The organism is Chryseobacterium formosense, assembly GCF_900116415.1.
Taxonomy (GTDB): domain Bacteria; phylum Bacteroidota; class Bacteroidia; order Flavobacteriales; family Weeksellaceae; genus Chryseobacterium; species Chryseobacterium formosense.
The window spans coordinates 270,395-290,036 of the sequence record NZ_FPAP01000002.1; the positions used below are offsets into that span (position 1 = coordinate 270,395).

Annotated in this window: 18 protein-coding genes; 6 read left to right on the forward strand and 12 right to left on the reverse strand. The window is 34.9% G+C overall.

The genetic code is table 11. The features are described 5' to 3' along the window. Positions 1 to 1,134: a serine hydrolase domain-containing protein gene (locus BM371_RS07460; protein ID WP_034677825.1), complete on the reverse strand. Its 1,134-nt coding sequence runs from the start codon at positions 1,132 to 1,134 to the stop codon at positions 1 to 3. A 90-nt stretch (positions 1,135 to 1,224) separates the two neighbouring features. On the opposite strand from BM371_RS07460, the gene BM371_RS07465 reads away from it, so the two are divergent. Next, on the forward strand, positions 1,225 to 2,523 hold the full coding sequence (locus BM371_RS07465; RefSeq protein ID WP_081874571.1) for a M48 family metalloprotease: 1,299 nt from the start codon (positions 1,225 to 1,227) through the stop codon (positions 2,521 to 2,523). Between the two features lie 100 nt (positions 2,524 to 2,623). On the opposite strand, the gene BM371_RS07470 is transcribed toward BM371_RS07465, so the two are convergent. Together BM371_RS07470 and BM371_RS07475 are read right to left on the reverse strand one after the other, a co-directional pair. Beyond that, a complete protein-coding gene (locus tag BM371_RS07470; protein WP_034677829.1) occupies positions 2,624 to 4,150 on the reverse strand; it encodes a hypothetical protein in 1,527 nt (508 codons plus the stop codon). Positions 4,151 to 4,355: 205 nt separating this feature from the next. Further along, the gene (locus BM371_RS07475; protein ID WP_034677830.1) at positions 4,356 to 5,897 is read right to left on the reverse strand and encodes a glycine--tRNA ligase; all 1,542 of its coding nucleotides are present in this window, start codon (positions 5,895 to 5,897) and stop codon (positions 4,356 to 4,358) included. A gap of 318 nt (positions 5,898 to 6,215) precedes the next feature. On the opposite strand from BM371_RS07475, the gene BM371_RS07480 reads away from it, so the two are divergent. The 3 genes from BM371_RS07480 to BM371_RS07490 all read left to right on the forward strand — a co-directional run bounded on the left by BM371_RS07480 (position 6,216) and on the right by BM371_RS07490 (position 8,413). Beyond that, positions 6,216 to 6,410, forward strand: coding sequence for a DUF4177 domain-containing protein (locus BM371_RS07480; protein WP_034677831.1), 195 nt, complete (start codon positions 6,216 to 6,218; stop codon positions 6,408 to 6,410). Positions 6,411 to 6,435: 25 nt separating this feature from the next. After that, the gene (locus BM371_RS07485) at positions 6,436 to 7,131 is read left to right on the forward strand and encodes a pseudouridine synthase (protein ID WP_034677832.1); all 696 of its coding nucleotides are present in this window, start codon (positions 6,436 to 6,438) and stop codon (positions 7,129 to 7,131) included. A 244-nt stretch (positions 7,132 to 7,375) separates the two neighbouring features. After that, positions 7,376 to 8,413 (forward strand): quinone-dependent dihydroorotate dehydrogenase, encoded by a 1,038-nt coding sequence (locus tag BM371_RS07490; RefSeq protein WP_034677834.1) that lies wholly within the window; start codon positions 7,376 to 7,378, stop codon positions 8,411 to 8,413. Between the two features lie 129 nt (positions 8,414 to 8,542). Here the strand turns inward: BM371_RS07490 and BM371_RS07495 are convergent, their stop codons facing one another. Beyond that, positions 8,543 to 9,787: a DUF445 domain-containing protein gene (locus BM371_RS07495; protein WP_034677835.1), complete on the reverse strand. Its 1,245-nt coding sequence runs from the start codon at positions 9,785 to 9,787 to the stop codon at positions 8,543 to 8,545. Positions 9,788 to 9,990: 203 nt separating this feature from the next. Here BM371_RS07495 and msrB point away from each other — a divergent pair, with 203 nt between their 5' ends. Both msrB and BM371_RS07505 read left to right on the forward strand, forming a co-directional pair. Then, positions 9,991 to 10,434 carry a peptide-methionine (R)-S-oxide reductase MsrB gene (msrB, locus tag BM371_RS07500; RefSeq protein ID WP_034677837.1) on the forward strand — a complete coding sequence of 148 codons (444 nt, stop codon included), beginning with the start codon at positions 9,991 to 9,993 and terminating at the stop codon, positions 10,432 to 10,434. Positions 10,435 to 10,545: 111 nt separating this feature from the next. Beyond that, entirely contained in the window at positions 10,546 to 11,307 is a 762-nt protein-coding gene (locus BM371_RS07505) for a murein L,D-transpeptidase catalytic domain family protein (protein WP_034677838.1), read from the forward strand. A gap of 196 nt (positions 11,308 to 11,503) precedes the next feature. Here BM371_RS07505 and fabF read toward each other — a convergent pair whose 3' ends face one another. The 8 genes from fabF to BM371_RS07540 form a co-directional block, all read right to left on the reverse strand. Beyond that, positions 11,504 to 12,745, reverse strand: coding sequence for a beta-ketoacyl-ACP synthase II (gene fabF / locus BM371_RS07510; RefSeq protein WP_034677839.1), 1,242 nt, complete (start codon positions 12,743 to 12,745; stop codon positions 11,504 to 11,506). After that, positions 12,746 to 13,171, reverse strand: a complete 426-nt coding sequence (locus BM371_RS07515; RefSeq protein WP_034677840.1) for a PaaI family thioesterase — start codon at positions 13,169 to 13,171, stop codon at positions 12,746 to 12,748. Positions 13,172 to 13,175: 4 nt separating this feature from the next. Next, a complete protein-coding gene (locus BM371_RS07520; protein WP_034677841.1) occupies positions 13,176 to 14,444 on the reverse strand; it encodes an acetyl-CoA C-acetyltransferase in 1,269 nt (422 codons plus the stop codon). An 11-nt stretch (positions 14,445 to 14,455) separates the two neighbouring features. Then, positions 14,456 to 15,061: a TetR/AcrR family transcriptional regulator gene (locus BM371_RS07525; RefSeq protein WP_034677842.1), complete on the reverse strand. Its 606-nt coding sequence runs from the start codon at positions 15,059 to 15,061 to the stop codon at positions 14,456 to 14,458. Between the two features lie 325 nt (positions 15,062 to 15,386). After that, entirely contained in the window at positions 15,387 to 15,806 is a 420-nt protein-coding gene (locus BM371_RS07530; RefSeq protein ID WP_034677843.1) for an OsmC family protein, read from the reverse strand. 89 nt (positions 15,807 to 15,895) lie between these two features. Further along, a complete protein-coding gene (locus tag BM371_RS20695; RefSeq protein ID WP_228376779.1) occupies positions 15,896 to 16,333 on the reverse strand; it encodes a helix-turn-helix domain-containing protein in 438 nt (145 codons plus the stop codon). A gap of 89 nt (positions 16,334 to 16,422) precedes the next feature. Further along, a complete protein-coding gene (locus BM371_RS20700; RefSeq protein WP_228376782.1) occupies positions 16,423 to 16,761 on the reverse strand; it encodes a hypothetical protein in 339 nt (112 codons plus the stop codon). A 124-nt stretch (positions 16,762 to 16,885) separates the two neighbouring features. After that, positions 16,886 to 19,585, reverse strand: a complete 2,700-nt coding sequence (locus BM371_RS07540; protein WP_034677844.1) for a TonB-dependent receptor domain-containing protein — start codon at positions 19,583 to 19,585, stop codon at positions 16,886 to 16,888. Positions 19,586 to 19,642 lie beyond the last annotated feature (57 nt).

A 19,642-nucleotide genomic window follows, 5' to 3' on the forward strand; every position in this document is an offset into this window, starting at 1 on the left:
TTAAGCAAACAACTTCACCGTTTCATTCACCAAAAACTTCACCTGATCCGGTCTTCCTCTGTCGTTTTTAGGATTGTTCATATGACTTCCGGTTCTCACAATAACCATTTTGTGCTCCGGAATCATGATGATATATTGTCCTTGCAAACCTAAGAAATAATAATGTTTAATCGGATTATCATGATTGATCCAAAATCCCATCCCGTAAATTTCTCCGGATTTTTGGGTAGGCGTTCGCATTTTTTCTATAAAATCTAAATTTAAAATTTGCTCATCTCCCACTTTTCCGTCATTCAAAAATAACTGCCCGAGTTTTGCAAAATCTCTTGAATTGGAGTGAATACAGCAATATGTTTTTTCCATTCCGCTTTCATCGACGCTCCATTCTGCATTTTGCTCCATTCCCATCGGAATCCAGAATTTTTGAGATAAATAGCTCGATAAAGATTGATTGACTGCCTTTTTTACCGCAAATCCTAAAAGCTGGGTTGAGCCGCTTTGATATTCAAATCTTTCACCCGGTTTTTCTTTAAATCTTCTCGAAAATGTAGCCTTAATGAGACTTCTTCCATAATAAGCTTTTGCATTGGGAAGAAAAGGATTGTTATAATTTTCATCCCAATCAAGCCCCGATTCCATCTGAGCAAGATTCTTTAAGGTGAGATCTCTTCCGAAAGGTTTGTTTTTAAATTCTTCGTAGTATTCAGAAAATTTATGATCAATATTTTCGATTTTTCCTTCCTCTAAAGCCTTTCCCAAGAGCATTACAGTTACTGCTTTTGCCATTGAAAAAGAATTGGTTTTAGAAAGTTTATTGTAATCCTTCCAATATTGCTCGTGAAGTAATTTCCCGTCTTTCACGACAAGAAATGACGCAGTATTGGAATGAAGAAGGTCATCAGTAATATTTTTAGGTAAATCTTTTTTGTTGTAATCAGGATGCTCATCCCAAAGAACAGGTTTCGACGTGTGAATGATATTGCTGCGAAACAGTTTTCCATCATCGATATTGGCACTCATTCTTCCTCGTAAATAGGTTTTTGAAATACCGCTGAAGAGATAAGAATATCCTAAAAAATAAAAAATCACCGCTACAGCAACTAAAAATGTGGCGATGTAAACAAGAATGATCATAGGCAGTTGGTCTTAAACAAATTTAAAATAATTTTAAAAATAAAATAGATGTATTATCAAATGAATTATTTTTGTGATTATTGAATGATTATGATAAAAAAATACCTCTTTTTTTTACTGCTTTCTTTTTCGGTGATTTGTTCCGCTCAGGTGTACAAAACCATTGATACTGCAGATTATATTCAACGAAAAGATTTTATTAAAAATTACTCGGTCAACAATGAGCTTCTAATAAAAAATCTCAAAACACAATATTCAGGGAAAACGGGCATCGAGTTGTCTAAAATCTATAAAGAGGTCGGGAAAAACTTTGAAAAACAAGTTAAGAATAAAGACTTTGTTTTCAACTCTGTTTTCGATGCAAAAGTGAAAAATCTGTTGGAGCGTTTGAGAAAAAACAATCCTCAGATTCCACAAAATTTAAAAATCCTTATTGCAAAAGACAACACACCAAACGCTTACTGTTTTGCAGACGGAACTTTTGTGATCAATATGGGACTTTTCAACTGGCTGAATAACGATGACCAGCTAGCCGCCGTAATTTCGCATGAATTAGGGCATAAAATTACAGAACACACGATGAAAAGCTTCCTGAATCTTATCAATCAGGATCAGCTGGATAAATTGGTGGTTCAGGACATTAAATCAGCTAAAGAAAACCGTAATCAGAGAGCTTTTAATGTTTTAAAAAACAGGATTTACAGGAAAGGTGCAGAAAACCGGAAACAGGAAATGCAGGCGGATTCTTTGGGATATGCCGTTTTTAAAAACAGTGATTTTAAGAAAAATGAATTTATCAATACCTTAAAAAGACTGGAAGATTTTGATACGATTTCGCCGAGAACATTAAAGATAGAGACATATAAAAAGTATTTCGGACTTCCGAATCAGGAATTCAAAGACAAATGGCTTAAAAAAGAAGATTTTTCCCTGTATAATTACAATAATTTTAACGATAAACTAAATAAAGATTCTTTGAAATCTCATCCGGAAATTGCCTTAAGAATTACCAATCTCAAAAAACTTTTCCCTGAATTGCAAGCTGAACTAAAAGATGAAAAAGCATCCGAGTCGTACGCTGTTCTTGAGAAAATTGCAAGAATGGAAACCCTGCCCAATTTTTATCATTCGGAAGATTATGGAGTCGGAATTTACGCAAGCCTGCAGTTTTTACAGGACGGCGAAGAAGAAAAATATTATAAAAGCTGGTTGGGAAAATGTTTTGCTAAAATTTATGAGGCACGAAAAAATTATAATTTAAACCGTTATCTGGATAGAGTAGACCCCAAAAACCAGAGTGAAAGTTATCAGCAGTTTCTTAATTTTATGTGGAATTTAAGTCTGGATGAAATAAAAAATATTGCGGAATATTATCAGAAAGAATCGTAAGTAATTTTATTTCCCGCAGATTTCATAGATTTTTGAAAAGAAAAAAGCCTAACAAATTTCAAATCTGCTAGACTTTTTTATGCTTCAATTTTAGTTTTAATTAATAATTCAGTCTTTCCAAACGAACCTTATTGAACTTTTCTTTTTCGTTTATTTCTCTCAAAAGAATAAATCCTTCTTTGGCAACATAAGGAATAACGGTGTAATTGTCTTTCTCAGAAATAGGAATAACTTCCTGCTTGAATTTTCCGTCAACAACGGTATTGATGAAGAGATTCCATTTTTTTTCTTTGGTTACCTGATCTTTTTGATAATCTCTGAAGAAAAATACAACATCTTTTCCGTCATTCAGATATTGTGAAAATAGATAATCGCTGTTTACCCATTTTGATTTTGCTTTTTCAAAAACCTGAACATCTTTTACTTTAAAATCTTTATCAGTATTAATATAAACTAAATCCGTCGTTTTAGGAGCGCTGTATTGTCCTTCAGGCTTGAATTTTTCAGACAGAATTCCGACACTTCCGTCACTCATAAAATAGACGTCTTTTGTCTGGAGAAAATATCCGTTTTCTACACCTCCGTCTGCACTGAGCTTAGGAATATGAGCTGAAAGGTCGGGTTTGTAACTGATTGTTTTCAAATCTACATTATAACTTTTCTTATCAAGCATCAAACGGGCAAAACCTTTATCTCCTTTTTCGTAATTTCTGCCTAAATAAACAACTTTGTCATCGAACGTTTTATCATTATCAATTTTTCGACCGCTTGAATATAAAGCGTCAATATTGTAGATGGTTTCAGGGGAAAGTCCGGTTAATGGCTTATTAGAAACTTCTTTTCCGGTCTTCATGTCAATGACAAGAACCGAGAAAGTCTTGTCGTCGTCATTTACTTTTCTCAGAATTCCGTAAAGAAAATTTTCGTCTCTTTCAAGAATAGTAAGGTCTGAAAATACCTTTTTGCTTCCGTCAGTATTGTAGCTGTATCGCCACATTTGCTTCTTGTTTTCATCAAATCTGATCAGGCTGTTTTTATTGACGTATTTTCCGTAATCATTCAGTTCTATTGCAAGATAACCGCCTTCTTTAATTTCTGCTACGGAAGAAAGATAGTTGTATCCTTTGTCTTTTTTCTCCGCACGGGTTTCTTTTCTTTCTTCTTTAAATGATTTTGGCTGTGTAATTTCTACGAAAGTTCCGTTTTCCTGGTAATCATAATAAACTTTCGGCTTTATCGTATTGGTTTTAGGATCAATAACCATAGAAACAGGTCGTGTTGCATCTTTAGCCAAAGCCTGCAAATAATTAAAATCGGAAGGCTGCAGAATAATCTGACCTTTAAAATCTACATATCCGTGATAATTAGCGACCAACATATTCGCCTCGAATTCTTTATTGGCAACCTGGTTAAGGTTTTTATCTAAAAGTACATATTCGAATTTCTGAGTTTTTTTATCGGTTTTGCCTAAAGAATACATCGAAACATAGCCATATAAATTGTCTTTGGTGTCAAAAAGTGCATTCATTCCGATGTTTTGTCCTGAAGCTAAAGAGGCTAAATCCTGAGTTTGGGAAAAAGCAAATGTCTGGATAAATCCAAACATTAAAAGAGAGATTTTCTTCATAGTTATTATTTGAATCCAAATGTAATGAATTAAAGGATAGTTTAAATATGCCGAAGAAAATATTTTAGGTTGCATTTTTCTCGAGATTTATTCAATAGGGGCGGACTTTAGTCCGCTCTAATAAAAATGTTTGCAGATTGGCTTTAGCCAAAACTTAAGAAATAATTAAACAACAAAAAAGCCCTGATTTCTCAAGGCTTTCGATCTATATTTTAGAAAGTAAATTTCTGAAACTTGTTTTCTCATCGATTATTCTTCTCAATTCCGAAACAGGAACTCTTTCCTGAACCATGGTATCTCTGTCTCTGATCGTCACAGTGTGATCTGTCAAAGAATCGTGGTCGATGGTGATACAATATGGTGTACCTATCGCATCCTGTCTTCTGTAACGTTTTCCTATCGCATCTTTTTCTTCGTAGAATAAATTGAAATCGTATTTTAAATCATTGAAAATATTTTCTGCATATTCTGCCAAACCGTCTTTCTTCATTAACGGAAGAATCGCCGCTTTAATTGGTGCTAAAGCTGGTGGTAAAGATAAAACTGTTCTTTCTGAACCGTCTTCTAACGTCTCGTCTTTTAAACAATGAGAGAATATAGAAAGGAATAATCGATCTAAACCTACAGAAGTTTCCACCACATAAGGAACATAGTTTTCATTTCTTTCAGGGTCGAAGAACTGAAGTTTTCTTCCTGAGAATTCTTCATGCGCTTTTAAATCGAAATCCGTTCTTGAGTGGATACCTTCCAGTTCTTTAAATCCAAACGGGAAATTAAACTCAATATCAGCTGCAGCATTTGCATAGTGCGCCAATTTCTCATGATCGTGGAATCTGTAATTTTCATCACCTAAACCTAACGCTTTATGCCAGTTCAGACGTTTTTGTTTCCACTGTTCGTAGAATTCAAGTTCAGTTCCCGGAGCTACAAAAAATTGCATTTCCATTTGTTCGAATTCACGCATTCTGAAAATAAACTGTCTTGCAACAATTTCATTTCTAAATGCTTTACCGATTTGTGCGATACCGAAAGGAAGTCTGTGACGGGATGTTTTCTGAACATTTAAAAAGTTAACGAAAATACCCTGAGCAGTTTCCGGTCTCAAATAAAGATCCATCGCAGAATCTGCAGAAGCACCCAATTTAGTTCCGAACATTAAGTTGAATTGTCTTACTTCCGTCCAGTTTTTCGAACCGGTGTCAGGATCAGCGATTTCTAATTCTTCAATTAAAGCTTTTACATCGGCAAGGTCTTCTTTTTCAAGAGATTTTGCCAACCTTGAAAGAATTTGTTCTCTTTTTGCTCTGTATTCCAAAATTTTCGGATTCGTTGCAACAAACTGTTCTTTATCAAAAGCCTCCCCAAATCTTTTCGCTGCTTTTTCGATTTCCTTGTTCTCTTTATCTTCAATTTTTGCACAATAGTCTTCCACCAAAACATCTGCTCTGAAACGTTTTTTAGAATCTTTATTGTCAATCAAAGGATCGTTGAATGCATCAACGTGGCCTGAAGCTTTCCAAGTTGTAGGGTGCATCAGAATTGCCGAATCAATACCCACAATATTTTCGTTAAGCTGTACCATCGCTTTCCACCAGTATTGTTTGATATTATTTTTCAGTTCTGCACCGTTTTGTCCGTAGTCATAAACTGCAGATAAACCATCGTAAATCTCACTCGAAGGGAAAATAAAACCATATTCTTTAGCGTGAGAAATCACTTTCTTGAAAACATCTTCTTGCTTTGCCATAAATTTTTCGTCTTGACTGCAAAAATAGTGAAAAAGCAGGAAGTAGGAAGCGGGATGCTGGAAGTTTTTGCGTTGCAGATTTTTAGTAGCCAGGAACCTGCTTTCCGCTATATCTTTTGCTCTTCGTTCCTCATCACAAAAGGATGCCGCTGCAATCAGGGCTATTGACAGAAGTGCGTTAAATAAAAATAAACCTCATAGGTTTCAAAAACCTATGAGGTTTAGCATAATTTAAATTTAGCCTCAATCTGCGCAAATCAAAAACCCGTTAGATTTAAACTCATAGAATTTATTGTACTTTTAAAATTAAAAATCATTATGAAAAAAAGATTCGAGTATAAAACAGTGATTATTGAACCTAAAGGATTTTGGGGAACCAGATATGAACCAGCTGAAATTGATAAAGTTTTAAACCAGCATGGAAATGAGGGCTGGGAATTGGTAACTGCAGAAAGCAGAGATTATGGAGGAACTTTTTATGGTATTATTTATACTTTTAAAAGAGAGTTGTAGAACTAATTATATTTAGTTTTGCAAAATGTTAGAAATTCTTTATCAGGACGAACATTTAATTGCCATCAACAAACCCAGCGGATTGTTGGTTCACAAATCTTTTTATTCCGGAGAAGCCGATACATATGCCATCCAGGAATTGAGAAAGCAGATCGGGCAGAAAGTTTATCCGGTACATCGATTAGATCGAAAAACTTCGGGTGTCTTGTTGTTCACTTTAGATAAAGATACACTGAGAATGATGAGCACTCAATTTGAGGAAAAACTGGTTGAAAAAAAATACATCGCCATTCTCCGGGGTTGGGCAAAAGAAGAAGAAACGATCGACTATGATTTGGTGAATGAAAATGAAGTCAAGCAGAATGCAATTACGTATTACCGTCGTTTGCAGACATCAGAAATAGATTTACCTTTTTTAAAACATCAGACCTCGAGATATTGTTTGGTAGAAGCTATCCCTGAAACGGGACGATTTCATCAGTTGAGAAAGCATTTTAAACATATTTTGCATCCAATTTTAGGCTGCCGAAAACATGGTTGCAACAAACAGAATAAATTATGGCTTCAAACATTTGGCGTCAACAAAATGACGCTTCATGCGCATCAATTGAGTTTTAATCATCCTGTTTCTAACGAGAAAATTACGGTAAATGCTGCGATAGATGATGATTTTAAAAGGGTGGGAAATATTTTGAATTTCGATTTGAGTGCTTATTCTTAATTTCCATCAGTATACAGTTGGTCATGCTGAAAGCATCTAAACATAGTATTAGATATGATATAAATAATTCGAGCTTAGATTCCTGCAGAATGACAAACTCTGGAAATACCTCTTTGATTTAACAGATCAAGCAAGATTTGTGTTCATTGGCGAAAACATTTGTGAAACTTGTGTTTTATAAAAACTATCACACATCAATAAACCATTAATTTTAAAATGAGTATTTTTGTAAAACTTTTTTTCAATGTACAAATCGCTCATTCGCCCGATTCTTTTCAAATTTGATCCCGAAGAAGTACACCACTTTACTTTTTCAATGCTCAAAAATTTCGGGTTTCTTACAAAATTATTCCTTCCAAAACCTCTTGTTGACAAGCGTCTTGAAAGAGAAGTTTTCGGCTTAAAATTTAAAAATCCTGTAGGGTTGGCTGCCGGTTTTGATAAAAATGCGGTTTTATTTAACGAATTAGGCGACTTAGGCTTCGGATTTGTGGAAATCGGAACGGTAACGCCAAAAGCTCAGGCTGGAAATCCTAAGAAAAGATTGTTCCGTTTAATTGAAGATGGCGGAATCATCAATAGAATGGGTTTCAACAATGAAGGTTTGGAAGCCGCAATTGAAAAACTGAAAGGCAACAAAGGAAAAATTATCATTGGCGGAAACATCGGAAAAAATACCAATACAACGCCGGAAAATTATACACAGGATTACCTGGATTGTTTCGACGGTCTGCATCCTTACGTAGATTATTTCGTTCTGAATGTAAGCTGTCCAAACGTTGGAAGCCACGCAAAACTGGAAGATGTCGAATATTTGAGAGAACTAATTACAGAAGTAAAGAAAATCAACCAATCAAAGTCTGTACAAAAACCAATTTTATTAAAAATTGCTCCGGATTTGAATAACAATCAATTAGATGAAATTATTGAACTGATTGCTGAAACAAAAATTGATGGCATTGTAGTTTCAAATACATCGGTAAACAGAGAAGGTCTGAAAACATCGCCGGAAGTTTTAGAACAAATCGGAAACGGTGGCTTAAGCGGAAAACCTATTCGTGAGAGAAGTACAAAAATGATTAAATATCTTTCGGATAAAAGCAACAGAGCATTCCCGATTATTGGAGTTGGCGGAATTCATTCTGCAAAAGATGCGATTGAAAAACTGGATGCAGGTGCAAGTTTGGTTCAGCTTTATACCGGGTTTATTTACGAGGGTCCGCAATTAATAAACGATATTAATCAGGAGATTTTGACCAGAGCAAGTAGAATTTCTAGATAATTTTTATTTAAAACATATTGGAAAGCAAAATCGATGAGGTTTTGCTTTTTTTGTCTCGCTGATTTAGCAGATATGGCAGATTTAAAGTTAATTTATCTGCTAAATTTGCCCAATCTGCGTGAGATTATCTTAAATGAAAAAATGCGAAATCGTATAAATAATTAGCCCAACCAATCCACCGACTAAAGTTCCGTTCACACGAATAAATTGTAAATCTTTTCCAACTTCCAGTTCCAGTTTCTGGCTCAACTCTTTTCCCTGCCAATTTCCAACAGTCGAGCTTATTAATGTTGAAGCTTGATGTGTGTTTCTTAAAATGTATTTATAAGCAGTCACTCTCACCCAATGATCGATTTTATTTTGAAGATTTTCGTCGGTTTTTAAATTTTGAGAAAATTCATTCAGATTTTTTGAGAGATATATTTTTAACGTAGAATCATCATTTTGAAGTTCTTCCATCAGTGTTTTTTTAATGGAAGTCCAGATGTCTGTTGAATATTCAGCTAATTTATCATTTTTTAAAAGGTCATTTTTAATGGTTTTAAACTCGTCATTCCATTTCGGATCTTCTTTTAAATCATGGGAAAATTCATAGATTTTTTTGGTAATTAAATCGCGGATTTCGTGATTCGGATCTTCTTCAACTTCTTTAAAAAAATCTGAAAGTCCGCTCGCAATTTTATCGGCAATCTTATTATCAACAAATGAAGGAATAAAAGAATAACTCCCTTTCTTTACTCTATCCTGAATCATTTCATCGTTTTCGATAATATAATCTTTGATCTGTTTTGAAAGATTGGTAATGATTTTCTGATGGTCGTTTTTGTCTAAAAGATAGTTGATTCCATTTCCGAGAATAGCATTGAGTTTAATGTTATCGGTCATTTCAGAGACCTTGTTGCTTATAAAATGACTTACTTCAGAATCATCGAGTTTATTTAGAATATCTAGAATGATATCAGATAAATTTTTAATTAAAACTTCCTGATTTTTCTCCTTTCCAAGCCATTCTCCCACAAACCCTGAAATTTTAAGCTTCTGAATATAAGGACGAATGGTTTGAGGTGAAAGAAAATTAGAAACCACGAAGTTTCCCAGGTTGTCACCGAGTTTTTGTTTACTGTTTTCAATAAGATTGGTGTGCGGAATCGGTAAGCCAAGCGGATGACGGAAAAGTGCAGTCACTGCAAACCAATCTGCTAAAGCCCCGACCATTGCAGCTTCGGAAAATGCTCGAACATAACCAATCCAATGTGACTCATGAGTTTTTTGAAGAATAGTAGTTACAATAAATATAATCGCCATCAAAACAAAAAGTCCTGTGGCAAAAGCTTTATATTTTCTAAGCTGTTTTCGTTTCGATTCGTCATTCATATTCTCAAATTTACTAAATTTGGTTGTTTGTTTTAACCACAAAAGTCACAAAAGAATTGCATTGAAAATTTAAGTTGAAAAAATTCATCTGAAAAGTTTACAATAATTTTACATTTTGTGATCTCTCATTTTTAAGAAATTTAAACTTTTGTGACTTTTGTGGTTAAATTTTTCAATACTTAATCTGTTTTAAACAAAATTCTATGCAAAACGAAGCAAAAAATAATCCATATTACTCAAGAACTGACAGTACAAAACTAAATGTTTCCAATGACGAATGGTTCAAAATTCTTTCTCCAGACTTATATGCTATTGCAAGAGAAGCAGCGACCGAAAGACCTTTTACTGGAAAATATAATGAGTTTGATGAATTGGGAGAATATTACTGTGCGGTTTGTGGTAATCATCTTTTCCGTTCTAACCAAAAATTTATGAGCAGCTGCGGTTGGCCAAGCTTTTTTGAAGCCGATAAAAATGGAGTAGCGTATCACCGTGATTCATCTCACGGTATGGAAAGAATTGAAGTTGTTTGCAAGCGTTGTGATTCTCATTTGGGCCATGTTTTTAATGACGGACCGGCTCCGACCGGCGCAAGATACTGTATGAATTCTGTAAGTCTGGAATTTGTTCCTGATTCAGAAAATTGAAATAGGGTGAGTTAAAGTTTCTTAAATTGAGTTAAACTTTTTCATATTTAACATGTTGATAATTATGATTTTATAAATTTGTAACCGCAATTTGAATTTAACATAATATTTATGAAAGGATTTTATAGCCTATTGGGCATTGTTTATATGGTCACGACTTCTTTCCATTTTTCTGGTGAAAAAACCGAATTGAAAAAAGATGTTACCATCTCAAATGAAACAAAAACCGTTGCTGTCAGTACATCCAAAAAAGATACCAAAGAAATGAGTTCTTCTGAAGAACTTTACAATTCTATATTATTCGAAACAGATCATAAGCTTAATTTTGATGTTTTTTCTAAAGCAATTTTAGGATTTAATAATCTTAAAAAAGCGGGAAAATTAGATGAAAGCGCACATTTACTAACGGTTTGTGATTTCTCAATGTCATCCAATACCAAAAGGCTTTGGGTAATCGATATGAATGAGAAAAAAGTTTTGTTCAACTCACTGGTTGCTCATGGGAAAAATACAGGAGAAGAATTTGCAATGAATTTTTCTAATACAGAAAGTTCTTACCAAAGTAGCCTTGGTTTCTATGTTACGGATGTAACATACGAAGGTGGTAACGGATATTCACTGAAACTTTTAGGTATGGACAAAGGTTTTAATGATGCGGCTTTACAAAGAGCGGTTGTAATGCATGGCGCAGATTATGTAAGTGAAGAATTTGCCGCAGCTCACAAAAGAATCGGAAGAAGCTGGGGGTGTCCTGCTGTTCCGAGAGCTTTAGCTGAACCGATTATCAATACAATCAAAGGGAAGAATGTTCTTTTTATTTATTATCCCGATCAGAATTATCTTTCATCTTCGGAATGGTTGAAAGAAGCATAAAACGAAAAGCAGTCGATGACTGCTTTTTTTTATTTGTACTGAATTTTTTGAGAATTTCCATCTGGATTGTCATTCTGACGAAGGAAGAATCTATATTTTTCTCCCGCAGATTATGCTGATTTACCAGATGTTTGCGTATATAATAAATCTGCGTTATCAGTTAAATCTGCGAGATATTTATTTTAAATTTAAGAGATTAAGAAAACTTCTTAAAAACCAAAGTCGCATTATGCCCTCCAAATCCGAAAGCATTACTTAAGGCAAAATTGATATTCTTTTCCTTTGCTTCCCCAAAAACAATATTGATATCTTTAGGAATATTTTCATCTATTTTATGAAGATTAATCGTTGGCGGAATAATTCCGTTTTCAATCGCTTTAATCGAAAGAATCGCTTCTGCAGCTCCAGCAGCACCTAGCAAATGCCCGGTCATGGACTTTGTAGCACTGATGTCGAGATTTTTATTTCCTTTAAATAATTTCGTGATTCCATTCAATTCAACCAAATCTCCCAATGGAGTAGAGGTTGCATGAGGATTGATGTAGTCAATGTCTTCTACATTAATTTCGGCTTCTTTTAAAGCCAATTGCATCGCTTTTATTGCTCCGACTCCGTCTGGATGAGGTGCAGTCATGTGATACGCATCGGCTGTCATCGCTGCTCCTACCAATTCTGCATAGATTTTTGCACCTCTTCCCTTTGCATGTTCGTATTCTTCCAAAATTAAAGAACCTGCTCCTTCACCCATAACAAAACCGTCTCTGTCAGCATCGTAAGGTCGGCTTGCCGTTCCAAAATCATCATTTCTTGTAGACATCGCTTTCATACTCGAGAAACCTCCGATAGAAGCTTCTGTAATCGCGGCTTCCGAACCTCCGCTGATAATTACTTTCGCTTTTCCAAGACGAATATAATTGAAGGCATCCATCAAAGCAGTATTTCCTGTTGCACAGGCAGAAATCGTAGTGTAATTAATTCCCTGAAGCCCATATTTCATGGAAATCATTCCTGAAGCCATATTTGCAATGAATTTAGGAACGAAAAACGGATTGAACCGCGGAGTTCCGTCTCCTTTTGCAAAATCATTCACTTCATTTTCGAAAGTGATCATTCCGCCCTGTCCTGTTCCCCAGATTACACCAATATCAAACGGATCCATAGTTTCCAGCTCCAGCCCCGAATCTTTCAAAGCTTCTGCTGTAGAATACATAGCATATTGTGAAAAAAGATCACTTCTTTTGATTTCATTATGCGTTAAATGAAGTTTCGGATCAAAATTTTTAACCTCACAGGCAAAATGCACTTTAAATTTTTCTGTATCGAAATGAGTTATTTTATTGGCACCACTCACTCCATTGATGCTGTTTTGCCAAAATTCTTCGACTGTATTTCCCAAAGGCGTCACTGCGCCAAGACCTGTAATGACAACTCTTTTCATTTAATTGTTGATTTTGAATAAATTAGAGGTTCCTCTAGCGATTAAGCGTGTTTTGTCTGCGTTCCAGATTTCGCATTGCGCGTTTACAAATTGCTTCCCTCTTTTGATGATTTTAGTTTCGGCTACAATATTATCATTTTCTTTTGCAGTTGAAAAATAATCGATGCTATTATTTACGGTTACGATGAAAGTTTTTTCATTTAAAGAAAACATGGTGGCTCCAATTACATCGTCGAAAATCGCGGCAGTAACTCCGCCGTGAAGATTTCCCATGGGATTCAGCCATTCCGGCCTTACGGTATATTGAAATTCCAACTGACCTTCTTCCACAGAAACAACGATCGGGTTGAGCCATTTCATAAAAGGCGACGGAGACTCCGTAAATTCTTTCCCTATAAATTTCTTTAGTTGTGCTATTCTATCCATATTTTTATTTTTCTAAAATCATCGTTACCCCTTGTCCACGAGCGGCACAAATGGAAATGAATCCTTTTCCGCTTCCTTTTTCGTGTAAAATTTTCGCTAATGTTCCGATGATTCTTCCGCCAGTTGCTGCGAAAGGATGTGCAACGGCAAGACTTCCGCCTTTTACATTTAATTTATTTCTGTCGACTTTTCCTAATGCTTTTTCCAGTCCGAATTTTTTAGCCAAATCATCATTTTCCCAGATTTTTAAAGTTGCTAAAACCTGTGCAGCAAAAGCTTCATGGATTTCATAATAATCAAAATCTTCCAAATTCATTTCTGCTTTTTTCAACATTCTGTCGGCGGCAAAAACGGGAGCAAGTAATAAATTTTGTTGATTTTCAACATATTCAATTCCTGCAACCTCGGAAAAGGTAATATAGGCTAAAATCGGTAAATTATTCGCTTTTGCCCATTCTTCACTTGCCAATAAAACTGCAGATGCCCCATCGGTAAATGGTGTTGAATTTCCGGCTGTCAATGTGCCGTTTTGTTTATCAAAAGCGGGTTTTAATGTGGCTAATTTCTCTAAACTTGTGTCTCGGCGAAGATTATTGTCTTTATCTAAACCAAAAGCGGGTGTAATCATATCATCAAAAAAACCTTCGTCATAAGCTTTTGCCATATTTTGATGACTTTTAAAAGCCAGTTCATCCTGTTCTTCTCGTGAAATCTGATAATGTTTTGCCGTAATTTCTGTGTGTCCGCCCATGACCAGACCAGTTTTTGGTTCTTGTCCTTTATAGGGAATCGGCATCCAATCTTTTAATTTTGGACTTAATAATTGTTTTATTTTTCCAAAAACAGATTTTTCTTTATTGGCTTTTATTAAAGCTTTTCTTAATCTTGATGAAGTTTCAAAAGGGATATTGCTCATTGCTTCAACGCCACAAGCAATCCCGCTTTCAATTTGACCTAAAGCAATTTTATTTCCAATGTAAACAGCGGCTTCAATTCCTGTGTCGCAAGCTTGTTGCAAATCACACGCAGGAGTTCCAGGATCGAGAGAAGTGTTCATAACAGTTTCCCTGATGAGATTGCTCTCGGAAATGTGTTTGATTGTTGCTCCTCCGGCAACTTCGCCTAAAAGCTTTCCTTTAAGATTATAGTTGTTGATTAATCCATTGAGCGCGGAAAGCAGTAAATCCTGGTTTCCTTTGTCTGCGTAAGCGGTGTTCATTCTGGCAAACGGAATTCTGTTGTATCCTACAATTGCCACTTTTTTTGTTTCCATAATTGTGAAGTTTATGATGGAAGAATATTTAATTCATTATCAATCATCTGAGTGATTTTGTTTAAAGCAAGGTTTAAAAATTTCTCATCTCCCGTTGTTTTGGATAATAGAATTCCGCCTTCAAGAAGCATAATGAAAATAGATGCATATTCTTCTGCATTTGCTTTTCCATTTAATTCTCCATTTTTCTGACCTTGAATAATAACTGCAGAAACCTTTCCTGCCCATTCTTCAAAAGATTTTTTCACCTGATGTTGAAGATTTGGAAATGTATCATCGGATTCTGTCGCCGCATTCAATAACGGGCAACCTCCGTTTGAAAAAACTGAACGCCAGTTTTTTTTGTAGAAATCAACAAAAGCATGAAGTTTGTCTAGAGTTTTCGGAAATTCATCACTGAAAGAACGTGACATATTTTTGCTTAATAAGCTCGAATTGTATTTATAAACTTCAATGGCTAATTCATCTTTATTGGCAAAATTTCCATAAATGCTTCCCTTCGTCAAACCTGTTGCCTGAGAAATATCAGATAATGTCGTCGCAAGATAGCCTTTGCTGTTGAACAAAGTCGCTGTTTTCTCGATAATAAATTGTTTTGTCTTTTCTGCTTTTGACATTTTATCAATTAATTATGATACAAATATACAAAATATACCGTTCGGTATATTTTATTTTAAATTCAATATTATTTGTTGAATCTATTGAATTAAAACATTAAGATTAATAACTGAATCTTGGTTTTTAAAGTTTTTGGCTGAAGGCAATTGAATGTGTTTAATGAAAAAACGGGCTTTAGCCCGTTCCTATTGATGATTGCTTCATCATTATTTTATCCATTAGTTTTGTCATTCTGTAGGAATTTAGGAAGAATTATTAGAAATATAATTGTAAAGATTTTTGCTTAGATTTCTACCGGAATGACAAACTTTGTACTTTAAATTCTTAGTTAGCCAAAGTAGCTTCCAAAGTAATTTCAAAGTTGAATGCCGCACTTACGGGACAACCTTCTTCAGCGATTTTAGCATACTTTTGAAACTCTTCTTCTGAAATTCCAGGAACTTTTGCCGTTAATGTCAATTCAGACTTTGTAATTTTTCCGATGTTCGGATCTAAAGTGATTACCGATTTTGTAGTCAGTTCTTCAGGAGTATAACCAGCCTGGGAAAGTTCTGCGCTCAATTTCATGGTGAAACATCCTGCATGAGCGGCTGCCAATAATTCTTCAGGATTTGTTCCTACACCATCTGCAAAACGGCTGTTGAAAGAATATTGAGTTTGGTTTAAAGTTGTACTTTGAGTAGTGATGTGTCCGTTCCCTTCTTTGATGTTACCGTTCCAAACGGCTGTTGCGTTGCGTTTCATAATTTTTTGTATTTAATTGTTTAATGTTGTTTTGTTTTGATGTTACAAATGTATGGCAGATATTATTCCAAAGCATTAGATAAAAAGGATTAAATATTGTACTTTTTTCCCGAAGTGTAATTTTTCTTGAAATTGGTGGGAGTGCTTCCGATTTTATTGGTAAAAAGGCGGTTAAAATAAGCCGGATCCTCATAACCTAAATCATAAGCAATCTCTTTCACAGGTTTATCGGTATAAAATAAAAGTCTTTTGGCTTCCAGTAGAATTCTGTTGATGATAAACTGATTTGGGGATTCAAGATTTAAACTTTTGAATTTATGGGTTAATGTTTTCGGAGCCATATGAAGCAGGTCTGCATAATCGGCTACATTATGTTTTTGTCTGAAATGAATTTCCAGATGTCGGCTGAAATCGCGGAAAACGTCGAGTTCATTGCTTGGAATTTTTATCTCGTCATTATCGAGATTTTGTTTTTTCCATTTTCTTGTGGCGCGGATGATGATTTGTTTCACGTAAGTTCGGATCATTTCTTCAGCGGAAGAATCTTTCCATTCCAGCTCGTCTCTGATACTTTGAAATAAACTTTTAATGATGAAACTTTCTTCTTCATCAAGCTCTAAAAAGGAATTTCAAAAACATTATGAAAAAGCAGTCCGTCACAAGCCACTTCCTTATCATGAATTTGAATACAATAAAAATCGCGGTTATAATATAAAAGTGTTGCATTTTCTTTTCCTGTTTCAATTTTTAAATGCTGATTGGTCAGGAAAAATAAAGTAGGTTTGGTTGTGGTAAAGTGATTGAAGTCTACAGAAAGTTCATAGTTTGCCGGAACAAAGAATACTTTAATATCATATTTAAATTTGTTTCCGTTAATTGTTTCCAGATTTTTTTCTGAAAAATTTTCCAAACCCAGTTTCTTATAATTGTCTTCGAAAATAAGCGGCTGTGACATTCATTTACTTTATGTTAAAGATACAAAAAAGCACGATTCCCAATTATTAAATTATTGGAAACCATGCTTTTTAATTTGAAAATTTGAGAATGAAATCATTTGAAAATCACTCAAGCTCTCAAACTTAAAATGTTACATCCAATCCAACATAAAGATTAGCTTTCATAATCGGCGCATACACCATTCCGCCATCAAAATAATTTCCGAAAGGATTTTTAAAATCTACAATCGCATTTTTCTGATAGTAAGAAGTTAGGTTTTCCCCACCAAGATACGCTCTTATTTTTTGATTAAAATTCCTTGAAATCTGTGCATTCAACACAGCGTAAGACTCAGAATAGGTTGGTAATTGAAATTCTGCCGGATTGGTTGAAGTATTCGGAAGTCTTTGTTTTCCAACTAAATTCAAAGTCGTATCAAAGCTCCAGAATCCTCCTTTATTATTTTTGTTGGTAGAGTAGGCTAGATTTACAAAACCTCTGTTCTTCGCCATAAAAGGAACTTCACGTCTTCCATCCAGATAATCCGCCTGAACATCGTAATATTTATACGCTAATCTTACTTCAAAATTTTTGAATGGCGTAAAATCCCACTGCGTTTGGAAAGAATTAGCGAAAGATTTTCCATCCAGATTATAGAAAGTCAGTTGCTGAGGTGAGCGATCTAAATCCACCAAGACCTGATCCTGGAAATCTGTTCTGAAAAAGTCAGCAACAATCGTAGATTTTCTTCCGAAAAGTTTGAATTCCTGTTGTAAACTTGCTCCATAATTCCAGGCAACTTCGGGTTTTAAACCATAAATATTACCACCATTTTGCAAAACCTGAATCGAGCGGTTCGATGCAAAATATTGCTGACTTTCCGCAAAAACATTGGCTGTTCTGAAACCTCTTCCTGCTGAAAGTCTCAAAATAGTCTGTGGTGTAAAATCATATTTAAAGTTCAACCTTGGTGTAAACTGAGTTCCTGCCAAATTGTGGAAATCAACTCTTGCTCCGGTAACCAAAGTATATTTTAAACCTGTTAAAGTATATTCTGCAAAAGCTCCGGGAACGATTTCGTTTCTTTTAAAATTATTGGTTAAATAATCTTCTTCATAACCGTCATACATGAAGCTTGCTCCGGCTTTGTACTTATGATTAGTATTTCCTAAAATACTCTCAAAAATCAAGTTGGAATAATAAGTATGCTGTTTTCCTGCATAATTTCTTAAGCCGAAAAAGCTGTCCTGCTGATGATAAACATATTGGTTCATCCAGCCTAAACTCTGGTAAGGTTTTCCTTTGAAAACATATCCTGTTTTATTCCATACCTGAAACCTTGAAATATCAATTCCGACACCGTAAAGTGACTGCTCTTTCTGGCTTAAATTTTTATCAAATCCGATTTGCCCCGAAGTCCTTTCGTCTTTTAAAAAGTTAATTCCGAAGTGCGAACCAAACCCGGAATGCTCCAAGTCATTAAAATTTAACAAGTAAGCAGCATTGATCTGAGTTCCTTTTGGTCTGTCAAGAAAAGTGTCATCATTCATGTCAGTATCTCCGAAGGTTCCGTTACCGTGAAGCAGAAATGTTTGCGTCCAATGGTCATTAATAGGCTCTACGTGGGTAATATTGGCTTCGGCTCTACCATTAAAATCTGCAAAAAGGTTTAATGAAGTTTCAGATTTTTCAGCATGCTTGATTAATTCGGTATTGATTTGCCCGGTAATACTTTCGTATCCGTTTGTCACTGTACTTCCACCTTTTGTTAATTGAATGCTTTCAATCCATCTTCCGGGAATAAAGTTTAATCCATATGCTGAAGCCAGTCCTCGGATTTCAGGTAACAATTCTTTGGTTAAGCTTGTATATTTTTGATCCAAACCTAACATTTTCAGTTGTTTTGTTCCGGTTACCGCATTGCTGAAAGATACATCAACGGTTGCGTTCGTTTCAAAACTTTCAGATAAATTACAGCATGCCGCTTTTAATAGCTCTTTTTTATCAATATTAAAAATCAGCCCTGCATCTTTCTTACTGATTGAAGTAGCCGCTTTTGAACCTATAATATTTACCTGTTCAATGTTTTTTTCTCCGGAATTTTCATTTGCTGAATGATCTTCTTCACTGTCATGATTGTGCTTGCTATGATCTTCCTTTTTTGTTTCTTCTTCATAATGCACTTTTGGATTTTTTTCACCAAACCCAATTTCTCTGTCATAAAGACAACAACCGGGAAGATTTTTGTAAACCGAATCCGGTGCTTTGAATTTTTCATTGTCATGACCGACATCTGCAATTTTCTTTAAAATCTTGTCGGCAGAAGTTTTTACAGTATCAAATTTTAAAGTAACTGTTTGTTTTTCTGCATTCCATTCTGCAAAATCTGCTCCGGACTCTTTTGCTGCTTTTTCAATTCTGGCTTTACAAGAACCGCAGTTTCCTTTTACATAAAATTCATTCTCATTTTTTTGATGTTGGTCATGATTTTCAATTGTTGAGACCGTTTTAGAATCTCTTTCATAATGACAACATCCCGGAAGTTTATCGTACGTTTCGTCTGATGCTTTGAACTTTTCATTGTCATGCCCCGCTTCCGCTACTTTTTTAAGAATAATATCTGCTGATTTATCGTCGACAGTTTCTATAGTCAGAGTTTGGGAATCAATAGAATAGTTTGCTGATTTCGCTCCTGCATTTTTTGCCGCAGTTTCTATTCTGTCTTTACACATCTCGCAGTTTCCTTTTACCTGAAACTGATTTTTGGAAAGGGTTTGAGCAGATATAAATGTATTTAACAGGAATAATGTTCCAAGAATAATCTTGGTAATATATAATTTCATTTTGTTTAAAAATTTAGATTAATTGAATTTAAAGTAACAAGCTAATCATGTAAAAGT

Bases quoted from the DNA above. Each gene is read 5' to 3' on its own strand.
- BM371_RS07460 (WP_034677825.1), bottom strand. From the start codon at position 1,134: ATGATCATTCTTGTTTACATCGCCACATTTTTAGTTGCTGTAGCGGTG.
- BM371_RS07465 (WP_081874571.1), top strand. From the start codon at position 1,225: ATGATAAAAAAATACCTCTTTTTTTTACTGCTTTCTTTTTCGGTGATT.
- BM371_RS07470 (WP_034677829.1), bottom strand. From the start codon at position 4,150: ATGAAGAAAATCTCTCTTTTAATGTTTGGATTTATCCAGACATTTGCT.
- BM371_RS07475 (WP_034677830.1), bottom strand. From the start codon at position 5,897: ATGGCAAAGCAAGAAGATGTTTTCAAGAAAGTGATTTCTCACGCTAAA.
- BM371_RS07480 (WP_034677831.1), top strand. From the start codon at position 6,216: ATGAAAAAAAGATTCGAGTATAAAACAGTGATTATTGAACCTAAAGGA.
- BM371_RS07485 (WP_034677832.1), top strand. From the start codon at position 6,436: ATGTTAGAAATTCTTTATCAGGACGAACATTTAATTGCCATCAACAAA.
- BM371_RS07490 (WP_034677834.1), top strand. From the start codon at position 7,376: ATGTACAAATCGCTCATTCGCCCGATTCTTTTCAAATTTGATCCCGAA.
- BM371_RS07495 (WP_034677835.1), bottom strand. From the start codon at position 9,787: ATGAATGACGAATCGAAACGAAAACAGCTTAGAAAATATAAAGCTTTT.
- msrB (WP_034677837.1), top strand. From the start codon at position 9,991: ATGCAAAACGAAGCAAAAAATAATCCATATTACTCAAGAACTGACAGT.
- BM371_RS07505 (WP_034677838.1), top strand. From the start codon at position 10,546: ATGAAAGGATTTTATAGCCTATTGGGCATTGTTTATATGGTCACGACT.
- fabF (WP_034677839.1), bottom strand. From the start codon at position 12,745: ATGAAAAGAGTTGTCATTACAGGTCTTGGCGCAGTGACGCCTTTGGGA.
- BM371_RS07515 (WP_034677840.1), bottom strand. From the start codon at position 13,171: ATGGATAGAATAGCACAACTAAAGAAATTTATAGGGAAAGAATTTACG.
- BM371_RS07520 (WP_034677841.1), bottom strand. From the start codon at position 14,444: ATGGAAACAAAAAAAGTGGCAATTGTAGGATACAACAGAATTCCGTTT.
- BM371_RS07525 (WP_034677842.1), bottom strand. From the start codon at position 15,061: ATGTCAAAAGCAGAAAAGACAAAACAATTTATTATCGAGAAAACAGCG.
- BM371_RS07530 (WP_034677843.1), bottom strand. From the start codon at position 15,806: ATGAAACGCAACGCAACAGCCGTTTGGAACGGTAACATCAAAGAAGGG.
- BM371_RS20695 (WP_228376779.1), bottom strand. From the start codon at position 16,333: ATGATCCGAACTTACGTGAAACAAATCATCATCCGCGCCACAAGAAAA.
- BM371_RS20700 (WP_228376782.1), bottom strand. From the start codon at position 16,761: ATGTCACAGCCGCTTATTTTCGAAGACAATTATAAGAAACTGGGTTTG.
- BM371_RS07540 (WP_034677844.1), bottom strand. From the start codon at position 19,585: ATGAAATTATATATTACCAAGATTATTCTTGGAACATTATTCCTGTTA.